Here is a 21,837-nt window from a genome sequence, read left to right as displayed (position 1 = left end):
TAAATATATTGTGAATTCAGTACATAAGGACTATTAAACTATTAAAACAGTAATTTAGCACCATCTACTATTACATAGAGTTGATTTAACAAATGAAAGCATATATAATAAATATTCGCGGGGCATTAGCTCAGCTGGGAGAGTGCTTGCATGGCATGCAAGAGGTCAGGGGTTCGATCCCCCTATGCTCCATATATATAAAACACTTGATGCATATGCTTGCTATCAAGTGTTTTTTTATATCCTGTTACTAATTTAATTCAAAAAAAACACCCCAACATATACTAGCATTGTGAGTGTTTTTTCAACTATATTATATCGCTTGATCCACTACTTCTTTCTGTTCTTCAACTGGTGGGTTAAATTGACCTTCCCATTTAGCAATAACGAGTGCTGCTAATGAGTTCCCTACCACATTAACTGCAGTACGCCCCATATCAAGAATACGGTCGATTCCAGCAATAAATGCTAACCCTTCAGCAGGTAATCCAATCGTGCTGAATGTAGCGAGTAACACGACAAAGGATACACCTGGTACACCAGCCATTCCTTTAGAAGTAACCATCAAGACTAACATCAATGTAATTTGCTGCCAAATACTTAATTCTATACCAAACATCTGTGCAATAAATAGCGACGCGATCGCTTGATATAAAACAGACCCATCTAAGTTAAAAGAGTAACCTGTTGGGATAACAAACGTGGCAATGTGTTTTGGACTTCCGGCCTGCTCCATCTTGTCCATAATTCTCGGAAGCACGGTTTCTGAACTTGACGTTGAAAATGCTAAAATTAATTCTTCTTTAATCAGCTTTAATAATTTAAAGATATTTATTCCAACAATTTTAGCCATTAAACCTAACACAACAATGACAAAGAATATCATGGTTCCGTAAACAGTAAGGGCTAACTTGCCTAATGGAATCAATGAGGTAAAACCATATTTAGAGATCGTTACACCAATTAAAGCAAATACACCAATTGGTGCATACTTCATAAATAGGTTTGTAACATAGAACATAGCATTCGCTGTACCTTCGAAGAATCGAAGTACCGGCTTACCTTTATCTCCAATTGCTGCAATTCCAAGACCAAATACAACTGCAAAGAAGATGATCGCCAGCATGTCCCCTTCAACCATCGCTTGTACTGGATTTGTAGGTACTATATGCAAAAGCGTATCCGCAATCGACTTGCCTTCTTGATCTTCTGAAGTTTCGACATAACCTGAAATATCACTTTGCTGTAGGCTTTCCATGTTTAATCCAGTACCAGGCTGGAATATGTTAGCTGAGATTAGACCAACCGCAATTGCAACTAATGTCATACCAATAAAGTAAGTTAATGACTTACCGCCTAGTTTCCCAACAGATTTCAAATCTCCAACACCAGCAATTGCAACGATAATACTAGATAGTACAATTGGAACAACAATCATTTTAATTAAACGAAGGAACAGATCGCCAAATGGCTGTAAGACACTTTGCGCTGTTTCACTTCCGTAGAAAATACCACCAACAATAACACCTAAAATTAGACCAATAAAAATTTGATTGGCCAAACTTAATCTAAATTTCTTCATTGATTACCCTACCTTCTTGTTAGTTAAATGTGTCTGCCTAGGCAAGGGAAACAAAGATGATTTGACTAGAAACGTGAATTGACGAACAAAAAAAAGACACGGGTTGTGTCAATTCGCACGTTATCCTATACTCTTTTGTTTCCGTTAAACGCTGACGAGGTTAGCTTTCGGGTTAGGACTAAGGAAACAGTAAAGTAAGCCCCTCCGTAATAGGATTCACCCCACGCGGAAATTCCGCCGTAATGATTGGGTCCCCCGCTCTTACAATAAGATTAAGCGAAGCATATAAAATGCTTTACTATCATACTACTAAAACGTTACTTTTGTAAATAGTAAATTTTTAGTAGTTAAAGTAAATTTAAATATACTAATTGGGAAAACGCAGGAATCAGTGGTTAATATCGATCTCTATACAAGCAATATAATCCGTTGCTTTTCATAAAAATAGAACTGGGGAAATGAATTCCCCAGTTCTATTTAACCTTACTCATCCAACTCTCGCTTTTTAAATACGATGACAGTGGCAATCATTCCCACAACTACCCAAGCTGCAATGATACCTAAATTACCTAGGACATCTCCAAATCCTGAACCGGCCTCAACAGCTGTTGCTAGCTCGATCAATTGGATATTTGGTAAATAGTCGATGACAGACAGGATAGGATACTCTTCAGCGAAAGGACGAAACATAGATCCAAATCCAAAAATAAACATAACTGGTAAAATGAGTACAGAAGCTTCCATTAAGGTTCTAGAGATCAATCCCATCAATGTTCCTAAAGCAATATAAAACAAGCTAGATACAATAATTGCGATTGCTACAATCCCCATATTTGCTGGCTCATAGCCTGTCAGCATCGCACATAGAATAATCGTTATAACAGTTAATATAAAGGTTACTAAACTTTTACCGCCAAGAATTTCTGGTATAGTTGCTGGCGAAAGCATCAAACCGCGTAATGTATTTTTCTCTTTTTCTTCTGCTATAATGGAACATTGCAGGAATGCTGTAACGATGGCTAAGGTCAAGTTAATTACTACATAGTGAACTTCTACTGTAAGATTATCCATTCGACCATAAAAAAATGCAAAAATGAGCGGCATTAAAATTGTTGTCGATACATACATATTTTTATATAAATCCTTCATATCCTTTTGAAAAATTGCCATGACACGTTTCATTGAAAAAGTCATACTAATTCCCTCCCTGTTACTTCTACAAAAATATCTCCTAATGTTGGTTCATTTGAATGGATGGAAACGATCTGATCGGTTGATAGGTACTTATATATTTCATCCGCGCCTTTCGAACCACCTGGTAAACTTAATTCGCGTCCATCTTTTAATTCAACTGTTACAGAGGAATCCGAAAATTGTCTGCGAAGAACTTTCGGCTCATCGAGCAACTGTATTTTTCCTTTATGCAAAAATGCAACGCGTTTACACAGTGTTTCCGCTTCACTCATATCATGTGTGGTCAAGAAAATGGTTGTTCCTTTTTCATTCAATTTGCGGAGTCCATCATGAATATGCTTTGAGTTCACTGGATCTAAAGCAGATGTTGGTTCATCTAAAAACAACAATTCCGGCTCATGCAGGAAGGCCCTTGCTAACGTGACACGCTGCAGCATTCCTTTTGAAAGCTTTGAAACTACCTTTTTCGTATCATCCGTCAAATTAACCATCTCTAACACTTCACTAATTCGTTTCGATGGCACATTATAAAGCTCACAATACAATTTCAGATTGTCATAAATTGATAACCGCTGATACAATCCACTATTATCTGTAATAACACCAATTCGTTTTCGATAGGATGGCTTATTTAATGAAGCAACAGGCAAATTAAATACGGTCGCATCTCCAGATGTTTGCATCAATTGTCCAGTTAATATTTTTATAGTTGTCGTTTTTCCAGAACCACTCGGTCCTAAAAATCCAAATGTCTCTCCTTTTTTTACTTGAAAGCTTACATCTTCCAATGCAGCTTTATTACCAAAAATCTTTGCTAATGATTTCACTTCAATAATGTTTTCCAAAATTCTTCCTCCCCGTAGATCTCGTTTGTTTGTGACTCTAGAATAAATGGAAAGCGAAGGGAAATCAGCATATTTCCTATGAAAAGAGTATTTTTCAAGGTGAATGGCGCATTTTTAACGCTCAATTATCCGAGTTGCAAGTCTTGATATTTCTACTTTTTCGATGAACGGAGCTTATTTAAGGCCGAGTAGATCTTTTAATTCCGCCATTTTTGTTTTAGACAGCGGAACCTGCGACTTTTCCTTGTCATCCAAAATCAAACTATAACTATTTCGAGTCCATGTGATCACTTCACGAACCTTTTGTAAATTTACAATATACGAGCGGTGACATCTGAAAAATCCAAAATGCTGCAGGCGCTCTTCTAAATTCGTTAAGGTGAGTGAGCTTGGAAATGCTTCCCCTTTTATGTAAATATTTGCTTGACCATCATTGCTTTCAATATAATCAATCTCAGGGGGGTCAAATAAAACAATTTTATCGTTAACTTTCGTTGGAATTTTATTCAATTGAATTGGCTTTGTGTCTTTTTCATTATCTGTTTCTTCTGCTGGAATTAATTCTGTATCTCTTTCCTCTGTATCTTCCTCTGTTTCCGTCTCAATAATTCGTAAACCATCTTCATCCAATCGATAAACACGATCAGCAACCGTGACGGCACTTTCCATATTCCCAGTTAGAACAAGTATACTTTTATCTTCTTCTTGTATCTTTCTTGTAATATTAATAAATACACGTTTTGTCTCCATGTCTACATTCAAATCAGGCTCCTCAAAAACAAATAAAGAAGGATCCTGAATCAATAAACGTCCATATTGTACACGTTTCATTTCCGAAAATGTTAAATCTCTAATTCTCTTGTTTTTCTTTCCTTCCAGCTGTGTTAGATGGATAACTCGTTCAAACGTTTGTTTAACTTCATATAAGTCATAAAAAAATCGAAAATACTCAGAAACCGTTAATCTCTCATACATCCCATCTTCAAAAAAGCAAATACCAACTTGATGTAAAAATCCTCGCTTGTTTTCTGCAATAGTTACTTCCTTTACACGGATTTCCCCATTTACAATGGGGATTTTTCCGAGAATCATATTTAAAAGCGTGCTTCGAACATTTAGCGTTGAATAAATGGCAGTAAGCTCCCCTTCAGCAATTTCTAAATTAAAAGCAGGAAATAGCTGTGTATCCTTTTCATGTTTTTCTATGTTTTTCATAGTTAAAATTGTCATTCTATCAGCCTTTCTTTAATACTTTTTTATATGTATCCTTTTATTCATTGTTATCTCCCATTACACAATAAAAAGTGCAATCACGTTCCGCTAAATCAAGAGTATGTACCATTTTTTTCGTAACGCTTCTACTATATAATTAGCAGACTACATTAGTTATACCATGTTTTCCATGTTAATAATGACAAAAGTTAAAAAATTTGTTAAGCTTAGAGATGAATTTACAATTCTATCGCATTTAAACTACTAGGGGTGCCCAAAAAGCGTGGGCTGAGAGGGAAGCGTGTATCATTTCCCGACTCTTATGGACCTGATCTGGTTAATACCAGCGGAGGGAAGTAGTCTGACATATGTCTAAACTATTTTTCACACGTATCAAGCTAGGTCCTAATGGATCTAGCTTTTTTACGTCCAGTTCTAGCTCCGTGTCCGTAGCTAAACTTCAAAATCCAGGAAGCAGCAATTGCTATAAAGAAGCGTACTGGTTTACATCACTGCTTTTTGTGATACCCCAGAAATGGAGGACTTGATGAATCGAACACGTTTATTAACTACTATGGCAGTATTTATTGCAATTGGGACAATCACCGCTCAACTATTATGGTTTCCCGCTGGAATTGCTAGAGCCTATCCTGTCCAGCATGCAATTAATGTCATGGCAGCTGTTACGCTTGGACCAGGTCCAGCTGTCGTTATCGCTTTTATGATTAGCTTGCTTCGCAATATGCTCGGGCTAGGGACATTATTAGCATTTCCCGGTGCGATGGTTGGCGCCTTTTTAGCAGGTTATCTTTATAAAAAATCCAGCAAGAAATCATTAGCCGCTATCGGTGAAGGCGTTGGAAGCGGGATTTTCGGTGCACTTTTCGCTGTCCCATTTGCTTACATTTTTATGGGAAGTTCTGCCGGAGCATTCGCCTTTATCCCACCATTTCTTGTTAGTAGTATTACTGGTTCTATTATCGGCTTATTTATCGTATCCAGGGTTTCAAGTAAACGTTTAATTCGTAATTAAATTGCATGATTTATAAAAGGATTTGAAATAACGACACTTATATGTGAGGTATCTTCTGAAAGGATGGTGTATAACCAATGAAACAAGTAGCATGTGCACTTACAATTGCCGGTACAGATCCAAGTGGCGGTGCAGGTATCCACGCTGATTTAAAAACATTTCAAGAGCTGCAAAGCTATGGGATGTCCGTAATTACTTCGGTTGTGGCTCAAAATACAACAGGTGTTCAAGCCGTTCACCATGTACCGATTGAAATAATTGAACAGCAATTAGACTCCGTGATTTCTGATATGCCTATTCACGCACTGAAAACTGGAATGATCGCCAATCAGGAGATGATGAAAGTTATCCAGAAAAAAATAGCAGCACTTCAAGTTCCATATGTCCTGGACCCTGTTATGGTTGCAACGAGCGGAGATGCTTTAATCGAAGAAGAGGCACGTGATTATTTACGCAAACAGCTTTTACCCCTGACAACACTTGTAACACCGAATATTCCAGAAGCTGAATTTCTTATTGGAGAAACGATTAAAACAACAGATGATATGAAACAAGCTGCAGAACTGCTTGTGAAGGAATTCGGTGTTGGTGCTGCCTTAATCAAAGGTGGACACAGAGAAGGGGAAGCAATTGATTTCCTTTATGATGGCTCAAATTTACACAGCTTCTCAGCAGAGCGAATTGATACTAAAAACACACATGGAACTGGTTGTACGTACGCTGCAGCAATCACTGCTTATTTAAGTAAAGGTTTGTCTTTGTATGACGCTGTTAAAAATGGAAAGGATTTTGTCACGGCGGCAATTAAGTATTCATTCGACCTTGGAGCTGGGAGTGGTCCAACAAACCATTGGGCAATACGAAAGGATAAGTGCTAAACATGAATCCAACAATTATTAAAAGTGTACGGGAAAAGACACCGCTCATTCATCATTTAACGAACCAGGTTGTCATGAATTTTACCGCAAATGGACTGTTAGCCTTTGGTGGCGCCCCTGTAATGGCAAAAGCCGAAGAGGAAGCAAAGGATATGGCTTCTATTGCGGATGGTCTTTTAATAAATATCGGTACCTTAACAGCAAAGGATCTAGATGCAATGATTCTTGCTGGTAAAAAGGCAAATGAAAAAGGAATTCCCGTTGTACTTGACCCAGTAGGTGTTGCTGCAACGACATTTCGTACAACTGCTGTTAAACAAATTTTAAAAGAGGTAAAGCCTACTGCTATTAAAGGAAATGCTGGTGAATTAGCACATCTGGTCGATATCCCTTGGCAAACAAAGGGCGTGGAATCGCTTGGTGAAGGTAATGTTGAAGATATCGCTCGCAGCGTCGCACTGGAATACAAAACGACCGCTGTTGTTACAGGTAAAATAGACATTATTTGCACCGGAAAATCCTGCATGGAGAATCATACTGGGCATCCAATTCTAGCTAAAGTAACAGGTGCTGGTTGCTTGCTAGGTTCCATACTAACCGCCTGCTTAACAACGGATGACCCAATTGAAGAACAGCTACTCACAGCTGTTCATTTTTACGGATTAGCCGCCTCCCATGCAGCCGCAAGTCCGTCAGTGAACGGGTCAGGAACATTTATAGCTCCATTTATCGACGCACTTTCATTAGAACCCGAACAACTGGAGGGAAAATAAAACATGTCATTTCCAATGAAGCCATCCTTACGAAAGTATTTTATTATGGGCAGTCAAAATTGCGACCGTAATCCTGGAGATATACTGGAAGCTGCAGCTAAGGCTGGAATAACAGCATTTCAGTTTCGAGAAAAAGGTCCTTCATCACTTAACGGCAATGCGAAATTGGAATTAGGTAAAGAGTTACGAGCAATTTGCCGAAGCTATCACATTCCATTTATTGTGAATGATGATGTCGAGCTTGTGGAATTACTTGATGCAGACGGTATACATGTTGGTCAGGATGACCGATCAGCAGAAGAATTACGTCAAGCTTTTCCAAATAAAATTATTGGACTCTCTGTATCAACAACGGATGAAGTTGATAGAAGCCCGATAGATCTTGTTGATTACATTGGTGCGGGTCCAATTTTTTCCACAACAACAAAAACGGATGCGAAAGCGGCTGTTGGGTTGGAGTGGATTCAGACATTACGCGCACAATCCCCAACGCTTCCTATTGTCGGAATTGGCGGGATTGATACAATGAATGCTAAATCTGTGCTTGAAGCTGGGGCTGATGGTGTCTCGTTTATCTCCGTGATTACACAGGCAGAAGATATTGCTAAAGCCGTTAAAGCGATTTAGCTTGTAGGAACCGCTTTTGAATCTAGCAAGAGAGGATATCTCAAAAGTCTAACTTTCGAGATATCCTTAACTATGAAAAAGTAAGGATCCAATGGCAAGTGCCCGCATCATTTCTTTTCGAAAAGGAAACATTGCTTGTTGGATCTGCCCACCGACCTTTGTTTCATTGCCGATGTGCTCCATTGCCTTCTTTTCCGCTTCTTTATCGGATAACCCCGCATTGATAAATTCTTCCTTGGACAACTCCAAATGAATCAGCAATTCTTCGTATAAGTCATCTTTCTCTTGTTGATTCCCCTCAATTTGTTGAACTGTCTTTTCAACAAATCTTCTGAGATCTTGCGTCATGTTAATCCCTCCGAACTCTTATTTACAAGGAATTCAATCATTTTCCAATTTCTCTGTTTTTGTTGCAGTTCTTTTCTTCCTGTTTCGGTTAGATGATAATATTTCCGCCTTCCGTTTTCTGTATCACTCCAATAAGACTTAATCCACTGTTTTCTTTCTAATCTTTTCAAAGCCGAATACAGCGTTCCCTCACTCATATCATACGCATCATCGCTTAACCGTCTTAAAATTTTGGTAATTTCGTAACCATACAAATCGCGCTGGGAAATTAAAGACAATATCAATAAATCAATGCTTCCTTTCATCATTTCCCTATCCATTACGCATATTCACCCCTTTTTTCCTGTTAATACCAGTATGTTACGATGCACCTCGTATCACAAGGGTAAAAGCAATAAAAAGCAAACGAAAATGTACCCGTCAGCAGAATCCACGAGAAAAAATGTACCAGTCCCCTTAAATAATGGAACTGGTACATTTATTAAACGCAATAGAACAAATTACTGACTAATCATCGTGCGCAGCGATTCTCTCCCTCGCCAAATATAGGTTAGGGTAGTGGAATTGGGGATTTCTAAAACTTCACTAATCTCCTGAATGGATAAATGATTGCTAGATTTTAGGGTTAAAGCTAATCTCTCTTTTAAAGAAATGTTCATCAATATAAGTTTTATATTATTATCTTTATTTAATACGGGATTAGCATGCACGCCGGTCTGATTTTTTTCATTGAATTGGTTACGAGCTAGGTTCACCGTTTTTTGAAACAGCCACAGCGAAAATTTTCTAGTAGTTTCCTGATAATCGCCAATATGATTATAAACATGCAAGAAAATATCTTCAGCCATATTCTCAGCAGCTTTATTGTCACCGATAATCATGTAGCAAATTTTATAGACTGATTGATGGTAATGCTGAACAAGCTTCTTAAATGCACAATGATCTCCTTTTTTCACCTGTTTAATAACTCGTCTCCCTATCTCCCTCATCCTTTAACCTCCGTACTATGCTTCCTGTATTAGCCCTTTTTCCACTTATGCAGCTAGAAAAGTTTGTAATACTTGCTTAGCTGCAGCAAATCTTTTCGTAAACTTTCTCGCTCATCTTTTCATTACTTTTCCGAACTCAAAATCATTCTTTCTGTCGATTTCACAATTTCTTCTTCATCTATATCTGGATGCGTTATTACGATCGAATAACGTAAACCATCTTCATCCCAAACAATGCTCTTAATTACCTCTTCATACTCTGCAGCATTTCCTCGAATCTCTAAATCCGCTTCTTCAACTGGCATGTCATCGGGAGTTGGAAACACAGACAACGAAAACAATGGGATATTCTCCTTGGAACTATACATTAACTCCAGCTCATGCCGATTCAATCCAGCAGAGAAATCATACATTTGCATGCTTGCAAGATGATATGCTTCCTCTGGAAATACAAGGAACGCTTGGCCCAGCGCTTCCTCGGCTTCTTTTACTGTAACTGTTTCTGGCCCCAATTCCTCTAGATCCTCTTCCAAGTTTGTAATTTCAATATCTTCCGGAATATCAAGCGTAAACGTGTCATCTGCAAAGTCTGGTGAGAAATCCAACTCTGTATACTCGAATTCTGTTCGAATATCTCCTGTTTCTGAAACAAGCTTCACAACAAACCACGTTTTTTGATCCACCCATAATTCCATGTCTCCTAGTAAATTATCCGCTTCATTCGCTTTTACCCGAATGTGGAATGTATCAGCATCAAGCATTTGTTCCTCCCCAACCATTTCATAGGTATGAGATTCCCCCATCATCCCCATCATCGTTTTGAATTGCTCTTTAGGACTTATACCTGCAAAGTCTACAAACTCTGTCGTATCCATTTCTTGCGCCTGGTTATTTGCTTTATCATAGATAAGCATTGTAGTGCCATCATTTAATACTTCTACTTCTTGTTTTAGTACTTGATCGTTCGTAACAACCTTTCTTTTCTCGCCTTCAACATACTCCTCCAGGATGATATGCTGTGTCATTTCTTCTCCTTCAAACATTTTCATTTCCGCTACACCTTGATAGGCATTTACATCCTTCTCCGATTCAATAGCATTTTGGATAATTTCCTCTGCAGAAACTTCCATATTTTGTGAACAGCCTCCTAATATTAATGTAATAAGACTTAGTAAAATCAAACCTTTTCTCCACGTAAACTTCATGATTAACCCTTCTCCTTTAACCAGCAGGCAATTAATGTGCCCTTATTTTCAGTTGACCAAATTTTTATCTCCCCATCATGCTTTTCCATAATTATTTTTGCAATACTTAATCCGAGACCTGAAGTTGCCCCTTTTCCTCGTGAAGCATCATCTTGATAAAATGGTTGGAAAATCTTTTCTAGTTGACTATGCTTTATGCCTTTTCCTTCGTTCTGAATAAGCATCACAGTCCCACCCTCCCTGAATAAATTCACATCATCTTTAAACTCTGGGAATACCCAATTTGGTAATGGCTTCCTCGATGAAATGGCAGCTAACCAAATACGACGATGTTTCGGAGTATAGCGAATGCTATTATCCATTAAATTATCAACAAGGCGAATCATTTGTTTCGGATCAAGCATGTAGGAATTCCTAACATGCAGTTCGGTGTTTAGTTCTATATCTTTTTTGAAGCATGGCTCTTCATAACCAGAAAACAGCATTTCAAAAAACTCTTCCCCATTTACTTGTACGATATGGAGCATATTATCAGTTGATTGAAGCGAGGTGAATATTGATAAATCATCGATCATTTGCTTCATATGTTCTAATTTTTCATAGAGTATCATTTGATAGTCTTCTTTTTCTTCTTTTGATAAATGGTGATTTTCCAAAGCTTCGGTGTATGTTCGAATAACGGTTAATGGTGTTTTTAAGTCATGAGATAAGGAGGCAACCATATATTCTTTTTCATGCTGCTGTTTGGCAAGAGCATCTCTCGTTTCTGCTATTTGAGCTTTCATTTGCTCGAAATGTGTAATAACTACTCCAATTTCATCCTTCGATTGAACCAGCTCCTGATTCAATTTCTTACCTGCCGCAAATGCTTTCATATGTTCTTGTAACTGATACAAAGGTCGATTCAGCTTACGGTTGATAGAGAGCATAACCACTGAATAGAGTGCAATGAAAAAGATACCCAATAATATAAACATCATCGTCGTACGTTGATTGGAGGTCTCTACCCACGCTTTTCTACCTAATGTAATTTCATATAAACCAACTACCCGATTCGTATCATCAAATACTGGCTTTTTCACCGAATAGGTTCGCGTTTTTTTCTGATATTCATTTAAATTCTGAAATAATTTTTCTTGATTCACTTGAAAAAGCTGCGGGTTTCCTGGTGTATTCATCGTAGAAAACAACTGAACGCCATCATAACGAAATAAATCGATTTTGAGATTATCATCTGCCAGACTACGCAAATGCTGGTAGTTTTCGTCAGACTGAATTTTATATAAGGCTTCTTCCTTTAATTCGCTTTCCAGATTTGTAACGACATTTTGAAAAGTTAGATATTCCATTAAATCCTGATCTTGATCATAAGCGCTTAAATTAATATAGAGTAAATAAATAGCGGCAATCGGTAAAACCATAACGAGCAAATAACTTATCATAAGCCAGTTTTTAATCTTCATCCAACTTGTTCTCCTATAAAACGATACCCAACACCCCAAACGGTCTGGACAAATCTCGCTTGCTTTCCTGTATCTTTTAGCTTCGTGCGAAGACTTTTAATATGAACGGTTACGGTATTATTGCCATCTACATTCATCAATTGCCATACATGCTCATATATTTTCACTTTTTCAAACGTAATAAATGGATTTTTAGCAAGTAAAAACAAAATCTCCCGCTCTTTAGTGGTTAGAAAGAGAATTTTCCCATCTAAAAATACAGCTTCATTCAAAAAGTCAATGGCTAACCCATGTTTATAATGAAAAATCTGCTCATTATAATGCTTCTTTGTATAGCGCTCGTATCTTCTTAGGTGAGAATGTACTCGAGCAGTCAATTCTTTCAGGCTAAATGGCTTGGTTAAATAATCATCTGCACCAAGACCCAATCCACGTATTTTGCTTTCATCCTCATTTTTAGCACTAACAATTAATAACGGTACGTCACTTTCTAACCGAATGGTTTCACATAATGTAAAACCATCCATCTCTGGCATCATGAGATCCACGAGCACTAAAGAATAGTCATCGGCTCTAAAATCTTCCAAGCCCTCCAATCCTGTCGATGCCCAGGTCACTTGAAAACCTTCTCTATTTAAGTGATCCCTCATAATCCGGGCAATTTCATAATCATCTTCTACGATAAGAATTTTACTTTGTTCTACCATAGGTCCCCCTCTTCTCTAACTCAAGTATAAGTCACTTTAGTAACGACAACGCAAAAGTTTATTTTTAGTTAATAATTAGTGGGTAGCTAAGTAAATCTAAAATTAATCTAAACCGCTTACCTCAGAACATAAAAAAACCTTTTCTACGTTTCCCATAGAAAAGGATCAAAAGCTAAAAACACCTATTCCCTTGGCACAATCCCATTTTCCAGAACTTGAATAATCCGTTCAACCTCTTCCTCATCGTTCCAATCACCATCAGGAACAATAACATATCGTGCAATAATATAAGAAAAAATAGACGAGGCAACAATTCGAATGATTGTATCCGAATGGGTTTGAATGAGCTGGCCCTTAGCTTGATAATGTTCAACAATGTTTCTAAGTCTAGCAAAAATATCTTTCCCGATATGCTCAATAAACTGCTCCTTTAACTCTGGATGAAAAGGAATTTCCTGAATTAATATTCGTAAAAGGGGAAGGTTTTTTTTAATAAATGCTTTTCTATTCTCAATCATAGCTCGAATAAAATCTTGAAAATGTTCAAAATCCTGATCAAGCACCTTGTTCATATCATTTTTCACCATTGGAGCGATTAACTTCACCATCATCGGTGAGACAATCGATAACAACAGCCCCTTTTTGGATTTAAAATGCTTGAAAATCGTTCCTTCTGCGACTTCCGCTTTATTCGCGATCTCACTTGTAGAAGTACCTGCATAGCCTTTTTCTGCGAATAGCTCTGTCGCTGCCTCTAATATCGCTATTTGTTTTTTAGTTAATTTCGTCTCACTATTTGTCATCAAATTTCGCCTCTTATCAAGTTAAACATTCCTTATCTAACATCATATCGAATAAGTGTCACATGGCGCAACGAAAAGCCTACGTTATATTTTCCGATACTTACGAAGTGCCAAACCATTTAAAAGCATAAATAGTAATGAAAAGCCAAATAGAATAATAAGATTAACAAAAATTTCGCCAAAGCCATGTCCCCTTACCATAACATCTCGTAGTGCATCTGCAGCATAATAAAGCGGAGTAAACGGACCAACCCAGCTTAACCAGTCGGAAATCGTTTCTAAATTAAATAATCCCGAAAAGAATATTTGCGGAATAACAACAATCGGTATGAATTGAATCATTTGCAATTCATTGTTCGCAAATGAAGAAATGAGTATGCCTAATGTTAGTGCCGTGAGCGCAAGTGACAATGTAATTAAAAGCACATAAATAAATGCTCCTACCATCATCATATTCAGTACATAAATAGCATACCATGCAATAATCGTTGATTGAATGATCGTGAAGATTCCAAATCCAAGAACATATCCCGTCACAATCTCCCATTTACGCAATGGTGTAGAGAGCAGCCGTTCCAATGTTCCTGTTGTCCGCTCACGAATAAAGGAAACGCCAGCAATAATAAAGACAAAGAAAAAGACAAAGAACCCGAGCAGTACTGGCCCAAAGTAATCAAATGATCCCATATCACTTGAGCCGTATAAATAATCAATTTCAAACTGTGCAGCACTTTCACCCTGCTGCAGTGAGCTAAAAGCTGATTGGATCCATCTCAATGTAGCGCTATTCACACTTGGGTCACTACCTTCAAGAAAGACAGCTGAAGTGGTGGCATCATCAAGTAAAATATAACCATCAATCTCCTCAGAGTGGACAGCTTGCTGTGCATCATTTTCATTCGTGTATATGGTTACTTCAGCATCTGTCGTATCAATTTGGTCAATAATAGCTTCAGGAATCTCTACTAATCCCACTTTCGGTACATAATCATCTCCATTAAAAACCAAGTGAAGCATAGTTAGGACTAAAATCGGCGCAAAGATAAGCAAACCTAATGTCCGTTTATCCCGTATAAGCTGTTGCAAAATCCTTTTTGTTAATGCAATAACTCTCACGATGTCGCACCTCCATAAACAAGAAACGCTTGTTCAATTGTTTCTGAATTCGTCTCTTTTCGTAATGCTTCTGGTGTACCGACTGCGATTAAAGCCCCATCTCGCATGAGTCCCAACCGATCACATTTTTCGGCTTCATCCATCACATGGGTTGTAACGATTATTGTTGTCCCTTTCTTATTCAAATCATAAAAAGCATCCCAAATACTTTTTCTTAAAACAGGATCAATCCCGACTGTTGGCTCATCGAGAATTAGCATTTCAGGCTCATGAAGAAGTGCAATCGCTAATGACAGCCTTCTTTTCATTCCACCAGAATAATTAGATACGAGCTTATTCAAATGAGCTGATAAGTCAACAAGCTGCATTACTTCGTTAATTCTTTCCTTTTTCTTTTTACCTTTCAATCCATATAAACTTGCAAAAAACTGTAAATTTTCGTTTGCTGATAATTCTTCGTAAAGTGCATCTGCTTGGGCCATATAACCTATTCGCTCCATCAATTTGAACGTTGGCATTCTTTCTCCAAACATATAATTTTCGCCTGATGTAGGAACATCTAGCCCTGCTAATTCTTTTATTAAGGTTGATTTCCCAGCACCAGACGGACCGAGAAGTCCGAATATCTCCCCTTCCTCAATTTCGAGATTGATATCCTTTAGTACTTCGTGCTTGCCAAACTGCTTAAACACATGTTGAATCGAGATACATGAGTTTTGATTTCGCATCCGTTTCACCTCGCCATGTTATAAGTGAGTGATTACTCACTTATAACATACAGCAATATTCAATTCATGTAAAGCACGTGAGAATTAACTTTTTAAAAAAAATAAGCTTCCACTCTGCATTCCACAGAATGAAAACTTATTTTTCTTTAATCTATTAATTTTCCTCAACCGGCTGCTCTTCTGTTTCTTTCGGTACAGCGCGATAAACAAAAAATGCCATAATGACAGCAACAATGGATATAGCAAAAGCAATAAAATATACAAGTTCCACACCCGCTACCATTGCTTCTTTGATAGCAGTAGGATCTGTAGGATTGTTTGCATTTTGCAACAAACCATTTTGTCTCGCATTCATAATACTAATAAATACAGATACCCCAATTGCTCCTGCAACAGGCTGTAATGTTGTCATTACAGCAGTTCCATGTGGATACAAATGCTTTGGAAGCTGATTCAACCCATTTGTTTCGGCTGGCATCATAATCGCAGAAACGGATAACATGAGTAAAATGTATCCAACAACAATTACCCAGACTGGTGTATCTAAATCCAATCTACTCATCATAAACATGGTTCCACATAAAACAAGCGTTGCTGGAATCATCAAGACTCGCGGACCAAACTTATCAAAGAGTCCACCCATTACCGGTGACATTGCACCATTTAGAATGCTACCAGGCAGTAGAACTAGCCCTGCTGTAGCAGCTGTTAAAGCTAGGGGACCTTGCATGTAAATTGGTAAAATAATTTCTGAAGCAAACATCGCCATAATGATGATTAAGAACATAAGTACCCCATGCGTGTACATCGGATAACGAAAAACACGTAAATCAATCAGAGGCTCTTCCAGTCTTAATTGTCTCCATGTAAACAATGCCACTGCAATGAAGCCTATGATAATTACAGTATATACTTTAGGCTCTAAAAACCCAGTTTCCCCTGCCGAACTAAAGCCATAAACGATCGCACCGAATCCGATTGTTGAAAAAACAAGGGAAATGATATCTATTTTCGGCTTCGTCACTTCTGATACATTCACTAAATATTTAGATGCGAATGCAATCGAAAATAATGCAAACGGAATAACGGAAATAAATAAATAGCGCCATCCTAAATATTCAACAATTACGCCAGATAAGGTTGGCCCGATTGCCGGAGCAAACATAATTACTAACCCAACTAGCCCCATAACCTTCCCTCTTCGATGTGGCGGGAAAATTAACAAGAACACATTAAATATAATCGGCATCAACAAACCTGTACCAACCGCTTGAATAAGTCGGCCGACAAGCAATATTGGAAAGTTCGGCGCAAGCGCACTTATTGTTGTACCGATTGTAAAGACGATCATTGTACTTATAAATAGCTGACGTGTTGTAAACCACTGCATTAATACAGCTGATGCAGGGATAATAATTCCCATAATTAACATAAATCCTGTTGCCATCCACTGCACAGTTGTTAGTGTTACACCAAACTCAGCCATAAGTGTCGTTAATGCTATATTTAATAAAGTTTCATTTAATATTGCAAAGAAAGCACCAATAATTAAAGAAAGCATAATTGGCATTACTTTCACATTAGGATTATCAGCAAGATATTCATATTTTTCTTGCTGATTGTTGTGATCTGTCATAGAAAAACCCCCTTACTATTTTTTTGCTCATACCTGTTTATATTCACAGAATCCAGCTAGAATATTCACATGCAAATTTCCAACGAGCCTGGTCTGTTATTTGCTCTACTCATTATCTCTTGACAACCTTTTAACATTACCATAATTGATTCATCATGACAAGCGTTTTTTTAAGTATAATTTAAAGGATAAAAAGGAAAAAACAAGTAGAATCTTTATATTGGCAATTATTTGTTCTTCCTTATACACATACCAGCCGCCCAATCTTTTAAATTCAATCCCACATTAGACGAATTCCCCATATAGTAAAGGGAGCGATTTTTTATGAGCAGAAAAGGGAGGAAAGAATAGATGAATTATCATAATAATCCATATCATCCACCGCAACATGATGATGAAAGGCAGTTTAATCTTCCAGGGAACATACTTGGTCAGATTTTCGGCCCTGGATCTGGCGGTGGTCCAGGTGGTCCAGGCGGTCCTGGAGGTTTCCCTGGCGGCGGACCCGGCGGCTTCCCTGGTGGTCCAGGTGGCCCCGGAGGTCCCGGAGGCTTTCCTGGCGGCGGACCCGGTGGCTTCCCTGGTGGTCCAGGTGGCCCCGGAGGTCCCGGAGGTTTCCCTGGCGGCGGTGGCGGTGGACAACAAGCTGGACCACCTACCTCTCCACCACCGAATTTCACACCCGAACAATCACAGTTCCAAACATTCGCGGTTGATCCAGGTGGAATTCGAGGCTGTTTATTCCGATTCACCTATATTTGGTTAAGAAGAGACGCTTTTTGGTTTTTCCCAACGTTTGTTGGCAGAAATTCAATTGCAGGATTCAGATGGACCGGATTCAGATGGGTGTATTTCGGTATCGACTTAAACCAAATTCAATCGTTTCAATGCTATTAGTTACACACAAAGACCGCCTTCCATTATGCGGTCTTTTTACTTCTCTCCATTTTTTAAATCTACATAAACGATATCCCCCCTTTATTCATATCCTAAATAAAGGGGGGATGATGATGAATCAACTTGCTTTACTCTTTCTTACAGCAATCCTGGCTGGTTTTGGATTAATTGTTGTAACGTCGTTAGCATCTTCATTTATTACGTCTACAACAATCGTCAATTTCTTAATTGCTGTAGGAACAATTGCTGTCATCGTATTTGCCTTTTCAGTTCTCTATATTGCTATTAAAGCTTTATTCCAAAAAAATTGGATGTAGCACAGCATAGTGGGGAAGCTTGATAGCTTGCCCACTACGTCGTTAAACGATATGCTTTCTGTGCTAAACACAATAATCTTCACCAACGATTCCAGATTCATGTCGTGATACTTTTTTTAGTGAATGGAGTCCTTCCTTCTTGTTTTTTTACCTCACAACCATTCGTTTTGGTTCCTTCACATTAGATGTGCAGGTATCACAGCCGTTAATGCGTGAACCTCACTAAAATTAATTTCTTGACACTTCTTTTAAACCAGTGTATCTTAATTTAAGTCATACTAATATTATCGGAATAATAAACTAGTATAATATTAGTATTGCTGCATAGTATTCTCCAACTGCAAGAAAACATTAACAAGGAGGTTTATCAAGATGGACTCTATTTATATTCTATTAAATATAGTAGTGCTACTAGCACTTATCGGTTTACTAATATGGATGCAGAAAAAGCATTTTTCTTTTACAAAGCGTGTATTCACTGGTTTAGGAGTAGGGATTGTCCTTGGAGCCTTATTACAATTAATTTACGGAACTGGCTCTGAAGTTTTAACTGAGACCACTGAATGGTACAACATTGTTGGGCGAGGCTACATTAGCTTCCTTATGATGATTGTTGTACCAATTGTGATGGTTTCCATTATCCAATCCATTATTAACTTGGAAAGGACCGCAGAACTCGGTAAGATGTCTGCGTGGATTATTGGAATCCTGATCTCTACTACAATGGTTGCCGCCCTAATCGGAATTGGAACTGCAATCGTGTTTGATCTAAATGCGGAGCAAATTGAAATGGGGCAAGCAGAGTCAGAGCGTGCCACATCGTTAGAAACAAGTTTGGGGGAAGTGGAAGAGCAATCGACCCCACAACGAATCCTTAACTTCATTCCGTCTAATATTTTCTTGGATATGACTGGAGAAAGACCAACATCCGTTATTGCTATCGTTATTTTCTCTATTATTGTTGGGATTGCGGTACTGGGTGTGCGCAGAAAAAATCCGGAACAAGCAGAGATGTTCACGAAGATGGTTAACGCTGTCTATGCCGTTGTCATGCGTATCGTAACATTAGTCTTACGCTTAACTCCATTTGGGGTTTTAGCATTAATGGCGAATACAGTGGCCAGCACAAATTTTGCAGGTATCCTGGAACTCGGTAAGTTTGTTATTGCTTCCTACGTTGCATTGCTGGTTATGTTCATTCTTCACTTAGTTTTAGTCGGCATATTTGGTTTAAATCCGTTTACGTATTTAAGAAAAGCTTTTCCGGTATTAGGCTTTGCATTTACATCGCGCTCTAGTGCAGGAACAATTCCATTGAATATTCAGGCACAAAAAAATTCACTTGGTGTTGAGCAAGGTGTTGCCAATATGTCTGCTTCATTTGGAGCAACAATGGGCCAAAATGGCTGTGCAGGAATCTACCCTGCCATGCTAGCTGTCATGATAGCACCAACTATCGGGATTAATCCTCTTTCACCAGGGTTTATTATCCAATTGGTTCTCATTATCGGTATTAGCTCATTTGGTGTAGCCGGTGTTGGTGGCGGAGCAACATTTGCCGCAATCATTGTTCTCTCATCAATGGGAATGCCAGTAGCATTAGCTGGACTATTAATTTCAATCGAGGCGTTTATCGATATGGGACGCACAGCTTTAAATGTTAACGGAAGTATGGTTTCCGGTACCTTAACATCACGAATTTTAAAGAATTTAAACGTAAAAACATTTAATGACAAAAACGCAATTGAAGAAAATACATCACTATAACTTTAAAGGCCGCTCCAAAGAATGGAGCGGCCCTTTTTAGCTTTATACTTAAAAACGTTATACTCCAGATAAATGAATTTTAAAGACTATCATAAATCCCCTTCCTAATATTTAATAACCAATGATAAATTACAGGATTTCACCCAAAATTTAGATTCACATCACATTCTCATCCAATTCTAATCCCTTTCACATAGGTATCTTATACGAGAATTATAGAATAGTTTTCAAGGTAAGGAGGATATCATATGGCGATTGAAATTTTTAGAAGGAAAGAACAGAAGTATTTAATCACCACTGTGCAATATGAACAATTAATTCAGCAAATCTCACCGTTTATGCGACCTGACAAGTTCGGTGAGGATGGGAAGTACACCGTAACCAGCCTATACTTCGAAAGTGATGATCACAAAATTTACTTTGAAACTAAAAACAAACTGAAGTATCGGCAAAAGCTTCGTTTACGGATCTACGATGATACCGACATCCACGGAACTGCTTTTTTTGAAGTGAAACAAAAGCATAAAAAAGTCGTCAATAAAAGACGCATGCTTATCTCATTATCCGAGGCCTACCGCTATATTAACCGCCTGGAGTCCTGTATTAAGAATTACGAGGGTTCGAATATACAAGTACTGCGTGAGATTGATTATTTTCGCAACTTATACCGCTTAGAGCCCGAAATGATTGTAAGTTATGACCGCCATGCACTTCATTGTATAACAGACCCAGAGTTGCGGATTACCTTTGATTCTAATCTGCGATGCAGAAATGAAGATCTTTTATTAGAAAACGGTGCGTACGGAAAAAATTTTGTTGATTCTAATCTTGTTGTACTCGAAGTAAAAGTGAATGACAGTGTTCCCCTCTGGCTTACTCGCATTTTACAACAACTAAATTGCGAACAAAGAAGTGCATCAAAATTTTGTACCAGTCTTGAATTGTTAAAGAATCCACCACTTCCAAATGGAAAAGAAAATGTAACAGTAGGAGGAGTATAAAATGGAAACATTATTTCAAATAAACGGTAATGAATCGGCAATTTTTATGAGTCTATTAGCGATGGCAATCACAACAATCCTTAGTATTGTTATTACAAAGGTATATCAACTAACATTTACGGGGGATCGCTACTCACAGAACTTTGTCCATACGATAATTATGATGAGTGTTGTTGTATCAGTTGTTATGAATGTTGTGAGCGGAAATGCTGGAGTTGCTTTTGGTTTATTCGCAGTATTTTCTTTAATTCGTTTTAGAAGTGCGGTTACAGATGCGAAGGATATTGCCTATATCTTTTTCGGATTATCAGTCGGTATGACCAGCGGTCTCTACCAATTTGATTTGGCGATTATTTTAACGTTTTTTGCTAGTATCTTATTTTACTTTCTTTATAAATTCGAATACGGAAAAGGAAAAGATACACAGATTTTAAAAATAACGGTGCCAGAAAATCTAAACCATGAAAATCTGCTTGATGATGTTTTTAGACAATTTACGATTAATCATGCTTTACGCCAGGTTGAGACAACTAATCTTGGAACGATGATTATGTACACCTATGCCATCCGTAGTAAAAATGAAGTGAATGACAAAGACTTGCTTGACAGGATTCGAGAGAAGAATGCGAATCTAAAGGTTTCCTTAACGTATATGTAAAATCAAGATTAAGAATAAGGGCCCTCCAGCTCCCTTATTGGAAAGCTAGATGGCCCAT

23 protein-coding genes, 1 tRNA gene and 2 riboswitches are annotated in these 21,837 nt (G+C 38.0%); of the genes, 10 read left to right on the top strand and 14 right to left on the bottom strand.

The genetic code is table 11. From position 1 onward, the window contains the following. Window positions 1–119 precede the first annotated feature (119 nt). A tRNA-Ala gene (locus MHH64_RS05680) sits at window positions 120–192 on the top strand. A gap of 121 nt (window positions 193–313) precedes the next feature. On the opposite strand, the gene MHH64_RS05675 is transcribed toward MHH64_RS05680, so the two are convergent. From MHH64_RS05675 to MHH64_RS05660, 4 genes are all read right to left on the bottom strand, one after another. Beyond that, window positions 314–1,582, bottom strand: coding sequence for a cation:dicarboxylase symporter family transporter (locus MHH64_RS05675; protein ID WP_340002843.1), 1,269 nt, complete (start codon window positions 1,580–1,582; stop codon window positions 314–316). A gap of 134 nt (window positions 1,583–1,716) precedes the next feature. Beyond that, window positions 1,717–1,871, bottom strand: a riboswitch (cyclic di-AMP (ydaO/yuaA leader). Window positions 1,872–2,065: 194 nt separating this feature from the next. Then, on the bottom strand, window positions 2,066–2,776 hold the full coding sequence (locus tag MHH64_RS05670; protein ID WP_095311613.1) for an ABC transporter permease: 711 nt from the start codon (window positions 2,774–2,776) through the stop codon (window positions 2,066–2,068). Next, window positions 2,773–3,621, bottom strand: a complete 849-nt coding sequence (locus tag MHH64_RS05665) for an ABC transporter ATP-binding protein (protein WP_340002842.1) — start codon at window positions 3,619–3,621, stop codon at window positions 2,773–2,775. The genes MHH64_RS05670 and MHH64_RS05665 overlap by 4 nt, the downstream gene beginning before the upstream one ends. A gap of 174 nt (window positions 3,622–3,795) precedes the next feature. Next, a complete protein-coding gene (locus MHH64_RS05660; RefSeq protein ID WP_340002841.1) occupies window positions 3,796–4,851 on the bottom strand; it encodes a LytTR family transcriptional regulator DNA-binding domain-containing protein in 1,056 nt (351 codons plus the stop codon). Between the two features lie 238 nt (window positions 4,852–5,089). Next, a riboswitch (TPP riboswitch) is annotated at window positions 5,090–5,205 on the top strand. 175 nt (window positions 5,206–5,380) lie between these two features. Between MHH64_RS05660 and thiW the strand changes: the two genes are divergently transcribed. The 4 genes from thiW to thiE all read left to right on the top strand — a co-directional run bounded on the left by thiW (window position 5,381) and on the right by thiE (window position 8,144). Beyond that, window positions 5,381–5,866, top strand: a complete 486-nt coding sequence (gene thiW, locus MHH64_RS05655; protein WP_340002840.1) for an energy coupling factor transporter S component ThiW — start codon at window positions 5,381–5,383, stop codon at window positions 5,864–5,866. Window positions 5,867–5,943: 77 nt separating this feature from the next. Continuing rightward, complete coding sequence (thiD, locus tag MHH64_RS05650; protein WP_340002839.1) at window positions 5,944–6,744, top strand: bifunctional hydroxymethylpyrimidine kinase/phosphomethylpyrimidine kinase; 801 nt, start codon at window positions 5,944–5,946, stop codon at window positions 6,742–6,744. Window positions 6,745–6,746: 2 nt separating this feature from the next. After that, the gene (gene thiM, locus MHH64_RS05645) at window positions 6,747–7,517 is read left to right on the top strand and encodes a hydroxyethylthiazole kinase (RefSeq protein WP_340002838.1); all 771 of its coding nucleotides are present in this window, start codon (window positions 6,747–6,749) and stop codon (window positions 7,515–7,517) included. 3 nt (window positions 7,518–7,520) lie between these two features. Then, window positions 7,521–8,144 (top strand): thiamine phosphate synthase, encoded by a 624-nt coding sequence (gene thiE, locus MHH64_RS05640; RefSeq protein ID WP_340002837.1) that lies wholly within the window; start codon window positions 7,521–7,523, stop codon window positions 8,142–8,144. A gap of 66 nt (window positions 8,145–8,210) precedes the next feature. On the opposite strand, the gene MHH64_RS05635 is transcribed toward thiE, so the two are convergent. From MHH64_RS05635 to MHH64_RS05590, 10 genes are all read right to left on the bottom strand, one after another. Then, the gene (locus MHH64_RS05635; RefSeq protein WP_303450775.1) at window positions 8,211–8,492 is read right to left on the bottom strand and encodes a permease prefix domain 1-containing protein; all 282 of its coding nucleotides are present in this window, start codon (window positions 8,490–8,492) and stop codon (window positions 8,211–8,213) included. Further along, on the bottom strand, window positions 8,489–8,812 hold the full coding sequence (locus MHH64_RS05630) for a helix-turn-helix transcriptional regulator (RefSeq protein WP_340002836.1): 324 nt from the start codon (window positions 8,810–8,812) through the stop codon (window positions 8,489–8,491). Before MHH64_RS05630 ends, MHH64_RS05635 begins: the two co-directional genes overlap by 4 nt. A 180-nt stretch (window positions 8,813–8,992) precedes the next feature. Continuing rightward, entirely contained in the window at window positions 8,993–9,481 is a 489-nt protein-coding gene (locus tag MHH64_RS05625; protein ID WP_340002834.1) for a sigma factor, read from the bottom strand. Window positions 9,482–9,603: 122 nt separating this feature from the next. Further along, complete coding sequence (locus tag MHH64_RS05620) at window positions 9,604–10,686, bottom strand: hypothetical protein (protein ID WP_340002833.1); 1,083 nt, start codon at window positions 10,684–10,686, stop codon at window positions 9,604–9,606. A gap of 2 nt (window positions 10,687–10,688) precedes the next feature. Further along, a complete protein-coding gene (locus MHH64_RS05615; protein WP_340002832.1) occupies window positions 10,689–12,149 on the bottom strand; it encodes a HAMP domain-containing sensor histidine kinase in 1,461 nt (486 codons plus the stop codon). Continuing rightward, complete coding sequence (locus MHH64_RS05610) at window positions 12,146–12,856, bottom strand: response regulator transcription factor (protein ID WP_095311591.1); 711 nt, start codon at window positions 12,854–12,856, stop codon at window positions 12,146–12,148. Before MHH64_RS05610 ends, MHH64_RS05615 begins: the two co-directional genes overlap by 4 nt. Window positions 12,857–13,038: 182 nt before the next feature. Then, complete coding sequence (locus MHH64_RS05605; protein ID WP_118889154.1) at window positions 13,039–13,659, bottom strand: TetR/AcrR family transcriptional regulator; 621 nt, start codon at window positions 13,657–13,659, stop codon at window positions 13,039–13,041. An 84-nt stretch (window positions 13,660–13,743) separates the two neighbouring features. After that, window positions 13,744–14,775 (bottom strand): ABC transporter permease, encoded by a 1,032-nt coding sequence (locus MHH64_RS05600; RefSeq protein WP_340002831.1) that lies wholly within the window; start codon window positions 14,773–14,775, stop codon window positions 13,744–13,746. Beyond that, window positions 14,772–15,503: an ABC transporter ATP-binding protein gene (locus tag MHH64_RS05595; protein ID WP_340002830.1), complete on the bottom strand. Its 732-nt coding sequence runs from the start codon at window positions 15,501–15,503 to the stop codon at window positions 14,772–14,774. Before MHH64_RS05595 ends, MHH64_RS05600 begins: the two co-directional genes overlap by 4 nt. Before the next feature lie 154 nt (window positions 15,504–15,657). After that, a complete protein-coding gene (locus tag MHH64_RS05590) occupies window positions 15,658–17,139 on the bottom strand; it encodes an MDR family MFS transporter (protein WP_118889157.1) in 1,482 nt (493 codons plus the stop codon). Window positions 17,140–17,490: 351 nt separating this feature from the next. Between MHH64_RS05590 and MHH64_RS05585 the strand changes: the two genes are divergently transcribed. The 5 genes from MHH64_RS05585 to MHH64_RS05565 all read left to right on the top strand — a co-directional run bounded on the left by MHH64_RS05585 (window position 17,491) and on the right by MHH64_RS05565 (window position 21,779). Further along, window positions 17,491–18,036 (top strand): hypothetical protein, encoded by a 546-nt coding sequence (locus tag MHH64_RS05585; protein ID WP_340002829.1) that lies wholly within the window; start codon window positions 17,491–17,493, stop codon window positions 18,034–18,036. 113 nt (window positions 18,037–18,149) lie between these two features. Continuing rightward, on the top strand, window positions 18,150–18,353 hold the full coding sequence (locus MHH64_RS05580) for a hypothetical protein (protein ID WP_095311580.1): 204 nt from the start codon (window positions 18,150–18,152) through the stop codon (window positions 18,351–18,353). Between the two features lie 372 nt (window positions 18,354–18,725). After that, complete coding sequence (locus tag MHH64_RS05575; protein ID WP_340002828.1) at window positions 18,726–20,120, top strand: L-cystine transporter; 1,395 nt, start codon at window positions 18,726–18,728, stop codon at window positions 20,118–20,120. A 248-nt stretch (window positions 20,121–20,368) separates the two neighbouring features. After that, the gene (locus MHH64_RS05570; RefSeq protein ID WP_340002826.1) at window positions 20,369–21,121 is read left to right on the top strand and encodes a polyphosphate polymerase domain-containing protein; all 753 of its coding nucleotides are present in this window, start codon (window positions 20,369–20,371) and stop codon (window positions 21,119–21,121) included. 1 nt (window position 21,122) lies between these two features. Continuing rightward, window positions 21,123–21,779, top strand: a complete 657-nt coding sequence (locus tag MHH64_RS05565; RefSeq protein WP_095311576.1) for a DUF4956 domain-containing protein — start codon at window positions 21,123–21,125, stop codon at window positions 21,777–21,779. The last annotated feature ends 58 nt before the right edge of the window (window positions 21,780–21,837 follow it).

It is taken from the genome of Oceanobacillus sp. FSL K6-0127 (assembly GCF_037983385.1).
Classification (GTDB): domain Bacteria; phylum Bacillota; class Bacilli; order Bacillales; family Amphibacillaceae; genus Oceanobacillus; species Oceanobacillus profundus.
This window is presented reverse-complemented; position numbering and strand designations above follow the sequence as displayed.